This is a genomic window from Actinomyces sp. HMT 175, from assembly GCF_016694895.1.
Taxonomy (GTDB): domain Bacteria; phylum Actinomycetota; class Actinomycetes; order Actinomycetales; family Actinomycetaceae; genus Actinomyces; species Actinomyces oris.
This window is the reverse complement of sequence record NZ_CP068012.1, coordinates 1,823,090-1,841,459: the sequence shown is the minus strand read 5'-3', so window position 1 is coordinate 1,841,459 and position 18,370 is coordinate 1,823,090. Positions and strand designations below refer to the sequence as shown.

The following is an 18,370-nucleotide window of genomic DNA, read 5'->3' as shown; positions in this document are numbered from 1 at the left end:
AAGCAAGGAGCATGATGGCACTGTCAGAGCGAGAGCAGCAGGTCCTGCGAGACCTGGAATCGCAGCTCCATGAGGATGACCCCGAGCTGGCTCAGACGTTCCAGCGTGAGGAGCGTCGGCTCTCACGGCCTTCGCCCCGCCATATCGGCGGCGGCGTGGCCCTGGTCCTGGTCGGTCTGGCGCTCCTCATCGCAGGGGTCTCGGTGCCCCACAGCCTCCTGTCCATCCTGCTGGGGGTCGCCGGTTTCCTCGTGGCCGTCGGAGGTGTCGCAATGGCGCTGACCCGGGTCGAGAGCACGTCGAGCTCAGGTCAGTCCGCGGCAGGACGGGGCAGGCCCGCCAAGGGCGGCGGGAAGAAGCGCTCCTCCTTCATGGACCGCCAGTCAGAGCGCTGGGATCGCCGGCGCGACTCAGAGGACTGACCGGCCCGCATCCACCTCCCCGAGCCCCCCACTCCTCTCCAGCCGCTCCACCACGCCCGCGCCCCTGCAGCTTTGCTGGCGTACGCCGATCCCCACATCCCTCCACTGCCCCCACTTCCCTCCACCTCCATATTCCTCCCGCCGGCACGGCTCCACAGGTCCTGTCTCCAACGCTCACCCGTTGCAGACAGGACCTGAGTATCTGCAGACCCCGATCAGCCCTCTGCGGACCTCGTCAGGTCGGGACAGAATCCTGAGAATCTCAAGGAATTCCTTGGACTCGGAAGAGCTGCCTCGAGAGCGGTGCGGCTCCGCTCGTACCTCTGCTCCGAGGACCTGAGGCCAACCGGAACCCTGCGTGCAGGCCGAGTGGAATCTGCTTTTTTCCTGGATGTTCACCACGCCGAGGAGGGTGGTGGTGAACGCCTCCCTCCACCTGTCCTCCACCTCCCTCCACCTCGCGTAAGTAGGCGGTGAACTGCTGTGATTCCAACGAAAAGTCAGGGGTCTGGGGTGGTGGTGCCGTCGTTGGCGATACCCAGCTGTGATGCTCTCGAAGAGGAGGGGTGGGAGAAAAGGGAGGGAAGTGGAGTAGGGTGGGGTGCACGGGGTCGTCGAGGGGAAGGAGGTGGCTCATGTTCTTGGGAACGCATGCACCCAAGCTGGACGAGAAGGGCCGTCTCATCCTCCCGGCGAAGTTCCGTGAGGAGCTTGCGGGCGGCGTGGTTCTGACTCGAGGTCAGGAGCACTGCCTGTACGCCTTCACCGCCGCCGAGTTCGAGCGCATGTACGCCCAGCTGCGTGAGGCCCCCCTCGCCCAGAAGCAGGCGCGTGACTACGTGCGCGTCATGCTCTCGGGGGCGGACTCGCAGATCCCGGACAAGCAGGGGCGGATCACTCTGCCGGCCCCACTGAGGGCCTACGCGGGCCTGAAGAAGGACCTGGCGGTGATCGGAGCCGGTGCCCGGGTGGAGATCTGGGACTCCGAGTCCTGGAGCACCTACCTGGACGCCCAGGAACAGGTCTTCGCCGACACGGCCGAGGAGATCATCCCCGGTTTCTTCTGACGCCTCGACCTCTTCGACAACTGAACGAACCCGACGGACCGCACGCAGATGCCATCAGGGCTCTGGCGAACCATCTCGTGAGGTCTCCGCCCGATGTCGAGTCCGACGCCTCTTCCCCGGCGCCGGAACCACGGGAGGAGTCCTGGCGAGATGGCCGCCCCGCCCGGTGCGCCGGGGAGGGACGGATGTCGAGGGCTTATCAGCAACTGACAACCAGCCGGGTACCCGGACCGGGGCCGGGCCAGCACCAGAAAGGAGCACGCCTTATGACCAGCTCTCAGGCGCAGGCATCCGCTGCCGACGCCGTCGGCCGGCACGAGCCGGTGCTCCTGGAGCGCTGCCTGGACCTGCTAGCGCCCGCCATCGAGGGCGCTGCCGGCGGCGCGGCGGCGCCCGGCCCGGCCCAGCCGGTCATGATCGACTGCACCCTGGGCATGGGGGGCCACACCGAGGCGGCGCTCGAGCGCTTCGCGACCCTCAAGGTCGTGGGCATCGACCGTGACCCCGAGGCGATCGCACTGGCCTCGGCGCGCCTGGCCCGCTTCGGGGACCGCTTCGTCGCGGTTCAGGCGACCTACGACGGCGTCAGCCGGGTGGCTCGTGAGCACTCCGTTCGTGCGGAGGGGACCGTGGACGCCGTCCTCATGGACCTGGGGGTCTCCTCCCTTCAGCTCGACGAGGCCTCGCGGGGCTTCTCCTACGCCCGCCCGGCGCCTCTCGACATGCGCATGGACCAGGGTTCAGGAATGACCGCCCAGGACCTGCTGGCGCATGCCGACGCCGCCGAGCTCACCCGCATTCTGCGCACCTACGGCGAGGAGCGCTTCGCCTCCCGTATCGCCGCCGCCATCGTGCGCCGCCGCGAGTCCGGGGATCCGGTGGCCAGTACCCAGGACCTGGCCGAGCTCGTCCGTCAGTCCGTGCCCGCGCCGGCGCGCCGCAGCGGCGGGCACCCGGCCAAACGGACCTTCCAGGCGCTGCGCATCGCCGTCAACGCCGAGCTCGACGTCCTGGAGCGGGCCGTGCCCCGGGCTCTCAACAGCCTGCGTGTGGGAGGGCGCCTGGTGGTGGAGTCCTACCAGTCCCTGGAGGACCGCATCGTCAAGCGGGCGCTGGCCCACGGAGCCACCTCCCGGGCGCCCCAGGACCTGCCGGTCGTCCCCGAGGCGGACCGCCCCTACCTGGAGCTGCTCACCAACGGCGCGGAGAAGGCCGACGCCCGCGAGCTCGACCACAACCCCCGCTCAGCACCGGTGCGACTACGAGCAGCCGTCCGCCTGCGTCCGGCCGACCAGGCCCCTTCGCCAGAGGCCTCTGCGCCCGCCGGCGGCCGAGGACGGGACCCCGGGCGCCGCAGTGGTCAACGCACCGCCCGCCGTCGCCACCGCAGCTAGGCGGCCCAGCCGCTCCAGACGCCGGCGGACCGCCCCAGGCGGCCAACGATTCCACTGCACCATCGTCCATCCACACCAGTCCAACTACGCACAGGGAAGGCACATTGATGAGCGCCACTGCTACTGCTCGAGTCACCCGCCCGATCGCGACGCGGCGCACCGCCCAGGCAAGTGGTTCCACCAGCACCCAGGGACGCGCCGAGGCGGGCGCCGTCAACCGGCCCCAGCTGCGGGTCGTCAGCGGCGCCTCCCGGGCGGCCTCGTCCTCCCTTCCCTTCCTGACCGTCATCATCCTCGTGCTGGCCGGCGCTCTCATCACCTCGATGCTCCTCAACGCCAAGATGGCCGACACCGCCTACCGGATGAAGGAGAAGCAGATCGAGCTCAACGTCGCCGAGGACCACGTCGAGACGCTGCGCACCCAGGTTCAGGAGGCCTCGGCGCCCGACGCGCTGGCCGGCCGCGCCAAGGAGCTCGGGATGGTACCCGCCGCCGCCCCCGGCGTCGTCGACGTCAACAAGGGGCAGCTCACGGAGGGAACCCCCGCCCACGCCGCCAAGAACGGGAAGTAGGCGCCTGTGAATCCCTCGCGTCGTCAGGCGCTCCAGCTCGGAGGGCTGCTCGTGTTCACCGCACTGACCGGGCGCACCGTCTACGTTCAGGCGATTGAGGGGCCGGAGCTGGCCCAGAAGGCGAAGGCCGAGCGCACGGTCACCTGGGTCAACCGAGCCCCCCGAGGCGACATCACCGGGCGCGACGGCACCGTCCTGGCCTCCTCGGCGGTCAGCTACGACGTCGGCGTCAACCAGCCCGCCATCGCCCAGTACGAGCGCACCGAGATGCGACTCAACGAGTCCACCGGTGTCAACGAGAAGGTCGTCGTCGACTACGGGGCGACGGCGGTCGCGGCCCAGCTCGCCCCGATCCTCGACGTCGATCCCCTGGAGCTGGGAGCCAAGCTCGTGGGAAATCGGAGCTACGAGGTCATCGCCCAGGAGGTCTCTCCTGACACCTGGCGCAAAATCAAGGCCCTGGACATCCCCGGGGTCGAGCCCGACCAGCGCACCCGACGCACCTACCCGGCCGGGACCGTGGCCGGCAACGTCCTGGGCTTCACCCACGAGGGCGAGCACAACCGCGAGCTCATCGGGGCGGCCGGGCTGGAGCTCACCCAGAACAAGCTCCTGACGGGAACCGACGGCAAGGGCAGTGAGGAGGTTGGGCGTAGCGGCGTCATCATCCCCACCGGTGAGCAGGAGGACGAACCGGCCAGGCCCGGTGCCACGGTGCGCACCACCCTCAATCCCGACCTGCAGTCCATCGCCCAGGAGACCATCGACAAGACGGTGGCCGCCCAGCACGCGGACTGGGGCATCGTCATGGCCATGGAGCCGGCCACAGGCAAGGTCGTGGTCCTGGCCGACTCCAACTCGGTCGACCCCTCCGACCCCTCGGCCACCTCCGAGGAGAACCGCACCGCCCGCAGCGTGCAGGCCGTCTTCGAGCCGGGAAGCGTCGGCAAGGTCGTCACCTTCGCCACCGCTCTGGAGGAGGGCGCCGTCAAGCCCGAGGACACCTGGACCGTCCCCTACACCTGGACCTCGGCCAACGGGCAGACCTTCAAGGACTCCCACGAGCACGAGACCCAGACCCTGACCACCGCCGGAGTCCTGGCGGAGTCCTCCAACGTCGGCACCGTGCAGATCGGCGAGAAGCTCGCCGACGACGTCCGCTACGACTACATGAAGCGCTTCGGCTGGGGGCAGGCCACGGGCATCGAGATGCCGGCGGAGTCCGACGGCATCCTCTACCCGCCCAGCTCCTGGGACGACCGCACCCGTTACACCACGATGTTCGGGCAGGGCGTGGCCGGTACCACGCTCCAGTCCCTCCAGGTGCTGGCCACCGTGGCCAACAAGGGCGTGCGCGTGGCCCCACGCGTCATCGACGCCTGGATCGACGCCGACGGCAAGGAGACCCCCCAGGACCGCCCCGAGGGGGTGCGGGTCATCTCCGAGGCGACGGCCAAGACCCTCACCGAGATGCTCATCGGCGTCACTCAGGAGGGCGGTACCGCGGAGTCGGCCTCCATCAACGGTTACCTGGTGGCCGGTAAGACCGGAACCACCGAGATCCTCACCGACGACTCCACCGTGGCCTCCTTCGTCGGCTTCCTGCCTGCGCGCGACCCGGTGCTGGCGATCGCGGTCATCGTCAACCGTCCCGAGGGGATCTACGGAGGCACCGTTGCCGCCCCCGTCTTCCGGGAGGTGGCGCTGGCAGCCATGCAGGCGCTCAACATCGCCCCGGACCCCAGCGTCGTGGCGGCCCGGGCGGCTCGCAACGGGGCCGGAGGAGAGAGGGACGCGAATCAGTGAGGACGCCTATAGGTAGATGAGCGTGACCACCAGCACCTCGGCGAAGTGGGCCGGAGGGGCTCTTGTGGAACATCGACAGTGGAAGGTCGCGATAGATTGAGGAACTATGAGCAACCACGCCTACGAGTCGGCCGCCGCCCTACGGCCGAGCTCCAATGGTCCCATCCCCATCAGCACCTTGTGCGAGCGCTTCTCCCTGGCTCCCGCCTCAGCTGAGGACGCCGCGACCCTCAACGACCTGAGCATCCTGGGGGTCAGCGTCGACTCCGCTGACACCGCCCCGGGCGAGCTCTTCGTGGGACTGCCCGGTTTCACCGTCCACGGCGCCCGCTTCGCCGCCGATGCCGTCGCGTCCGGTGCCGTTGCCGTCCTGACCGATGCCGACGGCGCCCAGATCGTCCACCAGGTCGCTCCCGGTACCCCCGTCCTCGTGCACAGTGACCCCCGCGCCGTCGTCGGCCCCCTGAGCGCCGAGGTCTACCACCACCCGGCACGCGGCCTGGTCACCACCGCCGTCACGGGAACCAACGGCAAGACGACCACCGCATACTTCCTCGACGCCATCCTGTCCGCTCACGTCGGAGGCTGCATGGTGGCCGGAACCGTCGAGCTGCGCGTGGGGGAGCGCTCCGTGGAGTCCCCGCGCACCACCGTCGAGGCCCCCGTCCTGCAGCGGATGATGGCCCTGGCCGTGGAGGACAAGGTCGGCGCCGCCTCCCTGGAGGCCTCCAGCCACGCCATCGTCCTGCACCGGCTCGATGGGATTGTCGTCGACGTTGCCGGCTTCACCAACCTCCAGCGCGACCACCTCGACTTCCACAAGACCATGGAGGGCTACCTGGAGGCCAAGGCGCAGCTGTTCACCCCCGAGCACGCCCGCCGCGGCGTGGTCTGCGTCGACGACCAGTGGGGCGCGGCCCTGGCCGCCGAGGCCCCCATCGAGATCGACCGCGTGCGCGCCTACCCCGGTGAGACTCCCGCCGACTGGTGGGTCAGCGACGCCGCCGTCTCCCTGACCGACTCCGCCACCACCTTCACCCTCCACGGGCCCGACGGCGAGAAGATCGAGGCCTCCTGCCCCCTTCCCGGAATCGTCAACGTGCAGAACGCCGCCCTGGCCCTGGTCATGGCCATCCGCGCCGGGGTGCCCGCCGCTACGGCCGCCGCGGCCCTGGCCGGTGCCCACAACATCCCCGGCCGCATGCAGCGCATCAGTCAGCGCGACGGCCGACGCGGCCTGTGCATCGTTGACTTCGCCCACACCCCCGAGGCCATGGAGCTGGCCCTCAAGGCCGTGCGCCCCATCACCCCGGGGCGCCTCATCGTGGTCTTCGGCTCCGACGGCGACCGCGACCAGGGCAAGCGGCCCATGCTGGGCGAGGTGTGCGCCCGCCTGGCCGACGTTCTGGTCGTCACCGACGAGAACCCCCGCAGCGAGGACCCCCAGCTCATCCGCAACGCCATCCTCGAGGGGGTGCGCGGCGTGCGCCCTGACCTGACGGACGTCGAGGAGATCACCACCTGGCGCGGCGACGCCGTGCGCCGGGGTGTTGAGCTGTGCGGACCCGACGACACCGTCATCGTCACCGGGAAGGGCCACGAGCCCTTCCTGGAGATGGCCGGGGAATTCATCCGCTACAACGACGCGCCCGTGATGGCTGACGCCGTCGAGGAGAAATGGGGACGGGCATGAGGCTCAGCCTGAGTCAGATCGCAGCCGCCGTCGGCGGAAGGCTCATCGGCCCTGACGCGCCGGTGACCGGACCGGTTGTCACCGACTCCCGCCAGGCCGCCGAGGGCTCACTGTTCGTCGCCGTGCACGGCGAGCGCACCGACGGCCACGCCCACCTGGGATCGGCCCGCGACCTGGGCGCCGTCGGCGCCATCGTCTCCGACCTGGAGGCCGCCCGCAGCGGGCTGTCCCAGGGGCAGGCCGAGGAGGTGTCCATGGGGCTCGTCCTCGTGGAGGACACCGTGGCGGCCCTCGGCGCGCTGGCCCGCACCCACCTGGAGGCACTGCGCCAGGCGGCAGCCGAGCAAGGCGATCGTCTCACCGTGGTGGCGATGACCGGCTCGGTGGGCAAGACCACCACCAAGGACCTCACCCGTCAGCTCCTGGCCGCCTCCGGCCCCACGGTGGCGCCCCGGGCCAGCTTCAACAACGAGATCGGGCTGCCGCTGACCGTGCTGGAGGCCGACGAGTCCACCCGCTACCTCGTCCTGGAGATGGGGGCCTCCGGACCTGGCCACATCGCCTACCTCACCGACATCGCCCCCCTGGACGCGGCCGGGGTCCTCATGATCGGCCACGCCCACATGGGCGGGTTCGGCTCCATCGAGGGAGTCGCCGCGGCCAAGGCGGAGATCATCGCCGGCCTGCGGCCCGAGGGAATCGCCATCCTCAACGCCGACGACGCCCGCGCCGCCGCCATGGCCGAGCTCGCACCGGCACGCGTCCTGACCTTCTCCGCCCAGGGGCGACAGGCCGACCTGAGGGCCGAGAACGTGGACCTGGACGCGGCTGCCCGAGCGGCCTTCGACCTCCACCTGCCCGGTCTCGCCGAGCCCCGCCGCGTCCAGCTGGCCGTGGCGGGAGTGCACAACGTGTCCAACGCCCTGGCCGCCGCGGGGCTGGCCCTGGCCGCAGGCATCGCCCCCGAGCTCATCGCGGACAGACTCGGCTCGGTGAGCATCGAGAGCCCCCACCGGATGGATATTTCGGAACTCAGTGGTGATCTTCTCCTTATCGACGACTCCTACAACGCCAACATCGACTCCATGACGGCGGCACTGGCGGTGCTGCCGGCTCTGGCCGGGGACCGGCGTCGCGTCGTCGTGATTTCCGAGATGCTCGAGCTGGGGGAGTCCTCTGCGGCCGATCACGCGCGCACCGGAGAGCTCGCGGCCCGAGCCGGAGCCGCTATGCTCATCGGCATCGGCTCCACCCAGGAGGCACTCGAGGCGGCCAGGGCGCGAGGGGTCGAGGTCGTCGGTTTCGATGATGCCGCGACCGCCATCTCCCAGATCGACGCCCTGCTCTGCGACGGCGACGCCGTCCTGGTCAAGGGTTCCAACGGCTCGGGCGCCTGGCGCCTGGCCGACCACCTCAAGGAGGTTCGTCCCCGATGACCGCCATCCTCATCTCCGGTGTGGTCGGACTGGTGGGCACCCTGCTGGGGACCCCCCTGCTCATCCGCTACCTCCACGCCAAGGAGTACGGACAGTTCATCCGCCAGGACGGGCCCCAGGGACACTTCACCAAGCGCGGCACGCCGACCATGGGCGGCCTCGTCATCATCATCTCCACTGTCCTGGGCTACACCCTGGCCAATCTCAGCCAGCTGCGCACACCGCGCGCCTCCGGGGTCCTGCTGCTCTTCCTCGTCGTCGGGCTCGGGCTCATCGGATTCCTGGACGACTTCGAGAAGATCTCCAAGCAGCGCTCCCTGGGACTGAGGGCATGGCAGAAGATCGTGGGGCAGGCGCTCATCGGCATCGGATTCTCGGTGGCGGCCCTGCACTTCGCGGACCGCAACGGACTGACCCCCGCCTCCGCCCGGATCTCCTTCGCCCGGGACTCGGCGATCAACCTGGCCTTCGCCGGTAGCGTCGTCGGACTCATCCTGTTCATCCTGTGGGCCAACTTCCTCATCACCGCCTGGTCCAACGCCGTCAACCTGACCGACGGGCTTGACGGACTGGCCGCCGGCGCCTCGGCCATGGTCTTCGGTGCCTACACGCTCATCGGCGTGTGGCAGACCAACCAGTCCTGCAACTACGGCCACGAGACCATGGTCCCCACCACCTGCTACCAGGTCAGGGACCCGCGAGACCTGGCCATGATCGCCGCCGCCCTCATGGGGGCCTGCTTCGGCTTCCTGTGGTGGAACGCCTCACCGGCCAAGATCTTCATGGGCGACACCGGGTCCCTGGCCCTGGGAGGGGCGGTAGCCGGCCTGTCGATCCTGACTCGAACCGAGTTCCTGGCTGTCATCCTGGGTGGACTGTTCCTGGCTGAGGTCATGAGCGACATCATCCAGATCGTCTCATTCAAGTCGACAGGCCGACGCGTCTTCCGCATGGCTCCACTGCATCACCACTTCGAACTGGGAGGATGGACCGAGGTCAACGTGGTGATCCGCTTCTGGATCATCGCCGGCCTGTGCGTCATCGCGGGACTCGGAATCTTCTATGCCGAGTACCTGCGCCAGCTCATCTTCGGATGAGCCAGGACGCCCGGGCCACTGCGACCCGAACCATTGAAGCAGTCTTCTCCTACCGGAAGCCCCGTCAGGAGAAGTGAGGAACCAGGAGCGTGAGCCCGCACCGTGACCAGCCTGACTGAAGTCCCCGGTGAGCCGTCCAGCGCCGTCACCGGCCCCGGCGGGCCCCTGAGCGACCAGCTCGACGGCGCCCACGTGGCCGTCGTCGGCCTGGGGCGCACCGGGCGCGCCGTCGTCGACGCCCTGGCCACGCTGGGTGCCCGCATCCACGTCTTCGACAGCCGCGAGTCCTCCGTCGAGATGCTGCAGACCCCCGTGGCCTCCACCACGGTCGCCGACGCCGAGGCGACCGCGGCCGCCCTGGCGCAGTCCCCGGCCAGGCTCCTCGTCGTCTCACCCGGGGTCCCGGCCACCGGGCCGGTCCTGCGAGCCGCTGCGGCGGCGGGTATCGAGACCTGGAGCGAGGTCGAGCTGGCCTGGAGGATTCAGCAGGACTCAGCGCGTCCGCACGTGCCTTGGCTGACTCTGACCGGAACGGACGGCAAGACCACCACGGTCAGCATGCTCTCGGCGATCCTTGAGGCCCAGGGGCTCACGGCTCCGGCCGTGGGCAACATCGGCACCCCCGTCATTGAGGCGGTGCTGGCCGGCAGTGCCGACGCCCTGGCCGTAGAGCTGTCCAGTTTCCAGCTGCACACCACCAGAACCCTGGCGCCCCTGGCCTCGGCCTGCCTCAACCTGGCCGCCGACCACCTCGACTGGCACGGGGGCCTGGAGGCCTACGCCCAGGACAAGGCCCGCGTCTACTCCCACACCCGGCTCGCCGCCGTCTACAACCTCGCCGACGCCGCCACCGAGGACATGGTCCGCCAGGCCGACGTCGTCGAGGGCTGCCGAGCCGTCGGCTTCACCTTGGCCGCGCCGGGGTTGGGACAGGTCGGCATGGTTGAGGACCTGCTGGTCGACCGCGCCTTTCACGCCGAGCGGCGCTCAAGCGGCGTCGAGCTGGCCACGACCGCCGACCTGGCGCACCTGGCCCCCGGGCGGCGTGCCCAGAACCTGCCCGCGCACCTGCTGGCCGACGCCCTGGCGGCCGCCGCGCTGGCCCGTGCGGCCGGAGCCGACCCGGAGGCGGTCGCCGCCGGACTGCGCGCCTACAGCCCCGGAGCCCACCGGATCGTCACCGTCGCCGAGGCGGAGGGCGTCACCTGGGTCGACGACTCCAAGGCCACCAACCCGCACTCCGCCGAGGCCGCACTGACCTCCCTGCCGCAGGGGACCGGCGTGTGGATCTGCGGCGGCGACACCAAGGGCGCCCAGTTCTTCAACCTGGTCCGCACGGTGCGCCCCCACCTGCGCGGCGCCGTTGTCATCGGCAAGGACCAGAACGACATCCTGGCGGCCCTGGAGCGGGAGGCCCCCGGCCTGCCCGTCACCCGCGTCAGCGACGGCAGTGCCGAGCAGGTGAGCGCCGCCGCGGTGGAGGCCGCCGGCGCCATGGCTCGCAGCGGCGACACCGTCATGCTGGCCCCGGCCTGCGCCTCCTGGGACCAGTTCACGTCCTACGCCCAGCGCGGCGACCTCTTCGCCGCCTGCGCCCAGGCCTACACCCGAGGCGATGGCACCCGGGACGCGGATGTCTCCGGCGACCAGGAGCAGCTGTGAAGACCGGGTCCACCTCGGCCACCAACGCCCGCTCGTCGACCTCCTCGTCGTCAGGCTCCTCGCGAGCCCCCGGAGGTTCGTCGCGGGGGGCCGGTGCCGGCCGCAAGCCGGAGCGGGCCGCCCCCGGGAAGGGTGCTGCCACGGCGTCCAAACAGACCAGGAAGCCCTCCGGCTCCCGGCTCACGGGAGCGGGCAGTCGCCTGGGTGACGCCTGGCGCAAGCGCCTGACGCGCTGGGGCGAGCGGCTCTCACGACCTTGGGACGGCGGGGGCCCTCAGCCCGAGGGCACCCCTAAGGAGCGTCGTCGGCGTCCCTCCGGCGGGTCCGACTCCCCCCAGAGCGCCGAGCAGGTGACTCTGACCTACTACTGCCTGCTCGTGTCCACCCTGGTGCTGGAGACCTTCGGGCTCATCATGGTCTTCTCCGTGCAGTCGGTGACCGTGGCCGCCAACGGTGGCAACGCCTTCACCGACTTCGCCAAGTACCTCATCTTCGCCGCGGTGGGGACGCTGGGCATGGTGGGGGTCTCCCGCATACCGCTGTCCTGGTTCCCCAGGATGGCCTGGGGGCTTCTGGTGCTGACGATCGCCCTGCAGTGCCTGGTGTTCACACCCGTGGGCGTCAACGTCTACGGTAACCGCAACTGGATCCAGGTCCCGGGGGTCGGTACCGCCCAGCCCTCGGAGTTCATCAAGGTGGCCCTCGCCCTGGTTCTGGGCACCCTGGTGACCTGGTACGCGAACAAGCGCCCCCGGGACCGGGCGTGGGTGGCGGGCTGGGGCGGTGTCGGAGTCGCGATCGCGAGCGTCCTGGGCGGACAGGATCTGGGAACCGTCATCATCCTGGTCATCATCGTCGCCGGGGCCCTGTGGGTGGGCGGAATGCGCAAGCGCTGGTTCGCCTTCCTGGGGGCCGGCGGCATCGTCATGTTCGCGGCCGCCTCCATGCTCAGTGCCAACCGCCGCGCCCGGATCACCGCCTGGATCCATCCCGAGGGCGCAGACCCCATGGGGGTGGGCTACCAGCCCAAGCACGGGATGTGGGCGCTGGGGACCGGGGGCTGGCTCGGCGTGGGGCCGGGATCGTCGCGCCAGAAGTGGGGCTACCTCACCCAGGCGGACTCCGACTACATCTTCGCTGTGCTCGGCGAGGAGTTCGGGCTGGTGGGCACCCTCGTCGTCATCGCCCTGTTCGCCGTCATCGGCGCCTGCTGCCTGCGGCTCATGAGACGCCACACCTCCCTGTACGTCGTGGCCACGACCTCGGCCATCGGTGCGTGGATCGTGGGGCAGGCGATCATCAACATGGGGGTCGTCACCGGTGCGCTGCCGGTGCTGGGCGTCCCGCTTCCCCTCGTCAGCCGTGGAGGCACCGCACTGGTGTCGGTCCTCCTGGCCATCGGGGTGCTTCTGGCCTTCGCGCGCCACGAACCCGGTGCGCAGGAGGCCCTGTCCACGAGTCCCGGGGCGCTGCGTCGTTCCCTGGCAGTCATTGTCCCTAGGAGGAACCGTGCCCGAGACAAGTGAGAGCGCAGGCTCGCCCCAGCAGGAGCGTCCCAGCGGCTCGGAGCGGCCCCGGCCGTTGCGGGTGCTGCTGGCCGGCGGGGGCACCGCCGGCCACGTCAACCCGTTGCTGGCCACGGCTGCGGCCCTGCGGGACCCGGCCCTGGGCGGTGACCCCGGCACGCAGATCCTCGTCCTGGGGACCGCCGAGGGACTGGAGAAGCGGCTCGTGCCCGAGGCCGGCCTGGAGCTGGCCCTGGTCCCCAGAGTCCCTCTGCCGCGGCGCCCCAGCGGTGACCTGCTGCGTCTGCCGCACCGGCTGGGCAAGGCGATCAGCGCGGCTACTGAGGCCATTGAGAAGGTCAAGGCCGACGTCGTCGTCGGCTTCGGCGGCTACGTGTCGACCCCCGCCTACCTGGCCGCCAGGAAGGCCGGGGTTCCGGTCGTCATCCATGAGCAGAACGCCCGCCCGGGCCTGGCCAACCGGCTGGGCGCCTCCTGGGCCCAGGCCGTCGCCCTGACCTTCGCCTCGACCCGTCTCAAGGCCTCCAAGGGCTGCACCGAGGTCACAGGACTGCCGCTGCGCCCGGCCATCGCCACCCTGGTCGCGCAGCGTGCCACGGACGAGGGGACCCGCCAGGCCCGCGTCGAGGGCGCTCAGGCGCTGGGACTCGACCCCGACCTGCCCACGCTGCTGGTGACGGGCGGATCCCTGGGGGCCCAGCACCTCAACGAGGTCCTGAGCGAGTCTCTGCACTCCCTGCCAACCGGCCTGCAGGTGCTGCACCTGACCGGTAAGGACAAGGACGCCCCGGTGCGCGCCGCCCTCGAGGCGGCAGTGGCCTCGGGTGCTGCGCAGGACCTCGCTGAGCGGTACCACGTGCTTGACTACCTGACCACGATGGAACAGGCCTATGCCTGCGCCGACGGGGTCTTGTGCCGCTCCGGTGCCGGTACCGTCGCAGAGATCACGGCCCTGGGGCTTCCAGCGCTCTACGTCCCCTTGCCGATCGGCAACGGCGAGCAGCGTCTCAACGCCGCCGACGTCCTGGCCTCCGGAGGCGGGCGCATGGTGCTCGACGCCGAGCTCAAGCCCTCGGACATCCTTGACTTCGCCATGCTCATCTCCGACCCTGAGCGACAGGCCGCCATGGCCCGGGCCGCGGCCTCCACCGGCGTCCAGGATGCGGCGGCCCGCCTGGCCGCCCTCATCCGGCAGTGCGCCTCCATCCACGACACTCCCACTGACGAGGAGAATGCGGCATGACCGCCACAACATCCCAGGACGCCTCCCGCACTTCGCACCGATCGACCGACGGTGACCACTGCACTCTGGCAGACCGGGCCTTCCACCTCATCGGCATCGGGGGAGCGGGGATGAGCGTGGTCGCTCAGCTGCTCGCGGCCCGCGGCGCCCAGGTCTCCGGCTCCGACGCCCACGGGGGTCCCGCCTTCGACCACCTGGCCGATCTGGGCATCACGACCCACCTGGGGCACGACGCCGCGAATGTGCCCGAGCGGAGCACTGTTGTGGTCTCCACCGCGATCAAGGAGACCAACCCCGAGCTCGCCGGGGCCCGCCGGCGGGGCCAGGACGTCATCCACCGGTCCCAGGCGCTGGCGCTGGCCGCTCGGGGCCTGGACTTCGTCGCCGTGGCGGGTGCGCACGGCAAGACCACGACCTCGGGCATGCTCGCCGAGGCCCTCACGGAGGCCGGAGCCGACCCCTCCTTCGCCATCGGCGGGGTTGTGCGGGCCCTGGGCACCGGCGCCCACCTGGGCAGCGGCCCCGCCCTGGTCGCCGAGGCCGATGAGTCCGACCGCTCCTTCCTCAACTACACCCCGCGCGTGGAGATCGTCACCAACGTTGAGCCCGACCACCTCGACAGCTACGGCACCGCGGAGGCCTTCGAGACGGCATTCGTCGACTTCGCTCACCGGCTGGTGCCCGGGGGTCTGCTGGTCGCCTGCGCCGCCGACGCCGGCGCGCTGCGCCTGGCGCAGTCCGCTGCCGCCGAGGGCCTGCGCGTCGTCACCTACTCCTTCGCAGGCCCCGACACCCTCCCCGGCGGAGTGCTCGTGGGGGAGGGGCACGTCCACCTGGACATCCAGGAACGTGGGGCCTCATCCACTCGGGGACTGCTGACCCTCACCACGGCCGACGGCCGCGAGCCCGCCGGAGGCACGGGCGAGGAGCCTCATCACGGCCCGGTCGAGCTGGTGCTGGCCGTACCCGGGGACCACGTGGCCCTCGACGCCGCCGGAGCCTGGGCCGCGGGCATCGAGCTCGGCGTCGAACCGGCCCTGATGGCCCGGGCACTGGGGGCCTTCGGGGGGACGGGCCGGCGCTTCGAGGACCGGGGCGAGGCCGACGGCGTGCGCGTCATCGACGACTACGCCCACCACCCCACGGAGATCGAGGCCCTGCTGCGCACGGCGCGCGGCGTGGCCCAGGAGCGCGGCGGTCGGGTCCTGGTCCTGTTCCAGCCGCACCTGTTCTCCCGCACCCGGGCCTTCGCCGACCGCTTCGGACAGGCGCTGGCCCTGGCCGACGCCGTTGTCGTCACCGACGTCTACCCCGCCAGGGAGACTCAGGCGGACTTCCCCGACATCACCGGGGACACGGTCGCCCAGCGCGTCCCCGGTGGCACCGCCAGGTTCGTCGCCGAGCGCCTCGATGCCGCCCACGCGGTGGCCGATCTGGCGCGCCCCGGCGACCTGCTGCTGACAGTCGGTGCCGGAGACGTCACCGAGCTCGCCGGCACGGTACTGGGCGACCTGGCGGCACGCGAGGGCGGTGCAGCCCCCTCGCCCGCGGACCGGGACGAGCGGGCATGAGGAAGCCCTCGGCCCCCCGCCCCGAGCGCTCCAACCGCGCTCAGGACGCCCCGGCCAGCATCCCGCCGCGCCGCTCCGGCCCCAGGCGTCCGCGTCCTTCCCGCTCGGCGCAGGGACCATCCGCGCCGAGCGCCCCGTCGGCGCATCACGGTACCGAGCAGGCCGGGCCGGCGGCCCCCGCCAAGCGGCCCCGGAGCGCTTCGGCCCCCAGGACCCCCAAGGAGCCGAGCGGCGGCGCCGGGTCGGCCTCGCGACCCAGGCGTCCGTCGACGTCGAGGGGCGCGTCCAGCTCCTCGCCGGCTCCGCGGCGCGGTGGCGAGGGCGCCGGCCGCACCAGCCCCCGCCAGGAGTCCTCCAGCCCCGACGCGGCGGCGAGCACCGAGCTGACCGTCTTCGGCCGCAGGCAGGTGGCTCTTTCCCGTGGAGACGACCGGGTCGTCTCCACGGGACTGGCCGATCGGCTCAAGGAGCGTCAGGCCGCCGTGCGCCGGTTGCGGCTGCGACGGGCGGTGAGGGCCGCCGTCGTGGTGGTCGCCATCGTCGTGGCGGTCTGGGCCCTGGCCTTCTCACCCCTCCTGGGTCTGCAGGCCCGGAGGATCTCCGTGGCGGGTTCGGACGGCAGCGTCTCGGACCAGCAGGTCCGCGAGGTTCTGGCCGCCTATGAGGGCGACTCGTTGCTGCGGCTCGACACCGGCCGGCTCTCCACCCAGGTCAGTGACAAGCTGGTCCGGGTGCGCCGGGCGCAGGTGACCAGGGCCTGGCCCCACGGGCTGCGGGTGCACCTGACCATGCGCGTGCCGGTGGCCACCGTGCAGGACTCGGACGGCTACCAGGTCCTCGACAACGAGGCCGTGGTCCTCGAGCGGGTCTCCGAGCCGCCGTCGGGCTTGGTGAACATCGTGCCCGATCCGGCCGCGCAGGCATCGGGGCCACAGAGGATCTCCGCCAAGCAGGTTGCCGCCGTCACCCAGGTGGTGGGTTCTCTCACGCCGGAGACCCTGGCCCAGGTGAGCAGCGGCAGCGCCACTGAGGCGGGGCAGGTCACACTGACCCTGTCCAGCGGGGCCAGCGTGGTCTGGGGCAACAACCAGGACAACGCGCTCAAGGCACGCGTCCTGGCGACTCTCATGACCACCACCGCCTCCATCTACGACGTCTCCTCGCCGCATCGCCCCACCACACGATCCGCTGACAGCGCCGGTGCGACCCCCGTGGCACCATCGCCGACGTCCTGAACGGCTGCTGCGCTCCGACGCTGCGCGGCATCTCCAGGAACAGCGGGGCACGCAGCAGCATGCCCCCGTGAACCTTCAGGTTCATCGCAGGTAAATTGCAGTGATATAGCAGGGAATCCGCAGGCAACTGCACACGAACACGCCGGGCTTCAATGCGATGCGACGTCCTGGATGTCTCATAGCGTTAAGCCCGTCGTTCAGAGAATGACATAAGTATTGACCTTAACTTGAGGTTGAGGTTTGAGGGGAGTCCTCGTCGGAGGGCTCATGACGAAACTCGCGGAGGGGACGCCAGTGGTCGAGAGCATGGCTGTGGACGACTCACAGCACTACCAGGCAGAGATCAAGGTCGTCGGTGTTGGCGGCGGCGGTGTCAACGCCGTCAACCGCATGATCGAGGCCGATCTGCGTGGCGTGGAGTTCATCGCCGTGAACACCGACGCCCAGGCGCTGCTCATGTCCGACGCTGACGTCAAGCTCGACGTCGGGCGGGACCTGACTCGAGGGCTGGGAGCGGGGGCCGACCCGGCGATCGGCCGCAAGGCCGCCGAGGACCACGAGTCCGAGATCCGCGAGGCTCTCGACGGCTCGGACATGGTCTTCGTCACCGCGGGCGAGGGAGGCGGTACCGGCACCGGTGCAGCCCCCGTCGTCGCCCGTCTGGCCAAGAGCATCGGCGCGCTGACCATCGGTGTGGTCACCCGTCCCTTCTCCTTCGAGGGACGCCGCCGCTCGGCCCAGGCCGAGGACGGCGTCCAGGCGCTGCGCGAGGAAGTCGACACCCTCATCGTCATCCCCAATGACCGCCTCCTGCAGATCGCCGACAAGAACATCTCCGTCGTTGACGCCTTCAAGCAGGCCGACCAGGTTCTTCTTCAGGGTGTCCAGGGCATTACCGAGCTCATCACGACCCCCGGTCTCATCAACGTCGACTTCAATGACGTCAAGTCCGTCATGCAGGGCGCCGGCAGCGCGCTCATGGGTATCGGCTCGGCCACCGGTGAGGGGCGCGCGATCACGGCCACCGAGGAGGCCATCGCCTCGCCGCTGCTGGAGACCTCGATCGACGGCGCCCACGGCGTGCTGCTCTTCTTCCAGGGCGGTTCCGACCTGGGTCTGTTCGAGATGAACGAGGCCGCGAACCTGGTGCGCGAGGCCGTCCACCCCGAGGCCAACATCATCGTCGGAAACGTGGTCGACGGTGCCCTGGGAGACGAGGTGCGGGTGACGGTCATCGCCGCCGGCTTCGACTCCGAGCCGGTCGTTGGTGGCCTGGCCGACCCGATGACTCGACTCTCGCGCGCCGCCGCGGTGCCGCCAGTGCCCTCCTCCCCGGTCGACGACCTGCCCCCGGCCCCGGCTCCTCGTGGTGGCGCCCATGCCGCCCAGAACCCGGTGACTCGTCCGGTCCCGCTGGCTCCGCCGCCCTCCTCCTCTCCGGCGGCCGCGGCGCACCTGTCGGAGGTCAGTGCGGCTGAGGCCCTCTCCTCAGGAAGCATGCCGGCCTATGTGGATGAGTCCTACGGCTCCTACGGCTCGGTGCCGGCGCAGCAGCACTCGGTCTCCGATCTTGAGGTTCCTCAGGTGATCGGGGTCGACGCCGACGATGACGGCATCGACCTGCCCGACTTCCTGCGCTGAGCGGC

Annotated in this window: 14 protein-coding genes; all 14 read left to right on the top strand. The window is 70.6% G+C overall.

Going from position 1 to position 18,370, the window contains the following annotated elements:
• The first annotated feature begins 14 nt into the window (after nt 1-14).
• The 14 genes from JJJ14_RS07855 to ftsZ all read left to right on the top strand — a co-directional run bounded on the left by JJJ14_RS07855 (nt 15) and on the right by ftsZ (nt 18,365).
• The gene (locus JJJ14_RS07855; protein ID WP_201443790.1) at nt 15-422 is read left to right on the top strand and encodes a DUF3040 domain-containing protein; all 408 of its coding nucleotides are present in this window, start codon (nt 15-17) and stop codon (nt 420-422) included.
• A gap of 635 nt (nt 423-1,057) precedes the next feature.
• Nucleotides 1,058-1,489 carry a division/cell wall cluster transcriptional repressor MraZ gene (mraZ, locus tag JJJ14_RS07850; RefSeq protein WP_201443789.1) on the top strand — a complete coding sequence of 144 codons (432 nt, stop codon included), beginning with the start codon at nt 1,058-1,060 and terminating at the stop codon, nt 1,487-1,489.
• Nucleotides 1,490-1,755: 266 nt separating this feature from the next.
• Nucleotides 1,756-2,883, top strand: a complete 1,128-nt coding sequence (rsmH, locus tag JJJ14_RS07845; protein WP_201443788.1) for a 16S rRNA (cytosine(1402)-N(4))-methyltransferase RsmH — start codon at nt 1,756-1,758, stop codon at nt 2,881-2,883.
• A 107-nt stretch (nt 2,884-2,990) separates the two neighbouring features.
• The gene (locus JJJ14_RS07840; protein ID WP_075374531.1) at nt 2,991-3,455 is read left to right on the top strand and encodes a hypothetical protein; all 465 of its coding nucleotides are present in this window, start codon (nt 2,991-2,993) and stop codon (nt 3,453-3,455) included.
• Between the two features lie 6 nt (nt 3,456-3,461).
• Entirely contained in the window at nt 3,462-5,261 is a 1,800-nt protein-coding gene (locus tag JJJ14_RS07835) for a peptidoglycan D,D-transpeptidase FtsI family protein (RefSeq protein WP_075374532.1), read from the top strand.
• A gap of 106 nt (nt 5,262-5,367) precedes the next feature.
• Nucleotides 5,368-6,954: a UDP-N-acetylmuramoyl-L-alanyl-D-glutamate--2,6-diaminopimelate ligase gene (locus JJJ14_RS07830; protein WP_201443787.1), complete on the top strand. Its 1,587-nt coding sequence runs from the start codon at nt 5,368-5,370 to the stop codon at nt 6,952-6,954.
• Nucleotides 6,939-8,390 (top strand): UDP-N-acetylmuramoyl-tripeptide--D-alanyl-D-alanine ligase, encoded by a 1,452-nt coding sequence (locus JJJ14_RS07825; protein WP_201443786.1) that lies wholly within the window; start codon nt 6,939-6,941, stop codon nt 8,388-8,390. Before JJJ14_RS07830 ends, JJJ14_RS07825 begins: the two co-directional genes overlap by 16 nt.
• Nucleotides 8,387-9,487: a phospho-N-acetylmuramoyl-pentapeptide-transferase gene (mraY, locus tag JJJ14_RS07820; RefSeq protein WP_003786289.1), complete on the top strand. Its 1,101-nt coding sequence runs from the start codon at nt 8,387-8,389 to the stop codon at nt 9,485-9,487. Before JJJ14_RS07825 ends, mraY begins: the two co-directional genes overlap by 4 nt.
• Nucleotides 9,488-9,589: 102 nt before the next feature.
• Nucleotides 9,590-11,149: a UDP-N-acetylmuramoyl-L-alanine--D-glutamate ligase gene (murD, locus tag JJJ14_RS07815; protein WP_201443785.1), complete on the top strand. Its 1,560-nt coding sequence runs from the start codon at nt 9,590-9,592 to the stop codon at nt 11,147-11,149.
• Nucleotides 11,146-12,675, top strand: coding sequence for an FtsW/RodA/SpoVE family cell cycle protein (locus tag JJJ14_RS07810; RefSeq protein ID WP_201443784.1), 1,530 nt, complete (start codon nt 11,146-11,148; stop codon nt 12,673-12,675). The genes murD and JJJ14_RS07810 overlap by 4 nt, the downstream gene beginning before the upstream one ends.
• The gene (gene murG, locus JJJ14_RS07805; protein WP_201443783.1) at nt 12,659-13,918 is read left to right on the top strand and encodes an undecaprenyldiphospho-muramoylpentapeptide beta-N-acetylglucosaminyltransferase; all 1,260 of its coding nucleotides are present in this window, start codon (nt 12,659-12,661) and stop codon (nt 13,916-13,918) included. Before JJJ14_RS07810 ends, murG begins: the two co-directional genes overlap by 17 nt.
• Nucleotides 13,915-15,489 carry a UDP-N-acetylmuramate--L-alanine ligase gene (murC, locus tag JJJ14_RS07800; protein WP_201443782.1) on the top strand — a complete coding sequence of 525 codons (1,575 nt, stop codon included), beginning with the start codon at nt 13,915-13,917 and terminating at the stop codon, nt 15,487-15,489. The genes murG and murC overlap by 4 nt, the downstream gene beginning before the upstream one ends.
• Entirely contained in the window at nt 15,486-16,724 is a 1,239-nt protein-coding gene (locus JJJ14_RS07795) for a cell division protein FtsQ/DivIB (RefSeq protein ID WP_236592768.1), read from the top strand. Before murC ends, JJJ14_RS07795 begins: the two co-directional genes overlap by 4 nt.
• Before the next feature lie 267 nt (nt 16,725-16,991).
• Nucleotides 16,992-18,365 (top strand): cell division protein FtsZ, encoded by a 1,374-nt coding sequence (gene ftsZ / locus JJJ14_RS07790; protein ID WP_178388634.1) that lies wholly within the window; start codon nt 16,992-16,994, stop codon nt 18,363-18,365.
• The last annotated feature ends 5 nt before the right edge of the window (nt 18,366-18,370 follow it).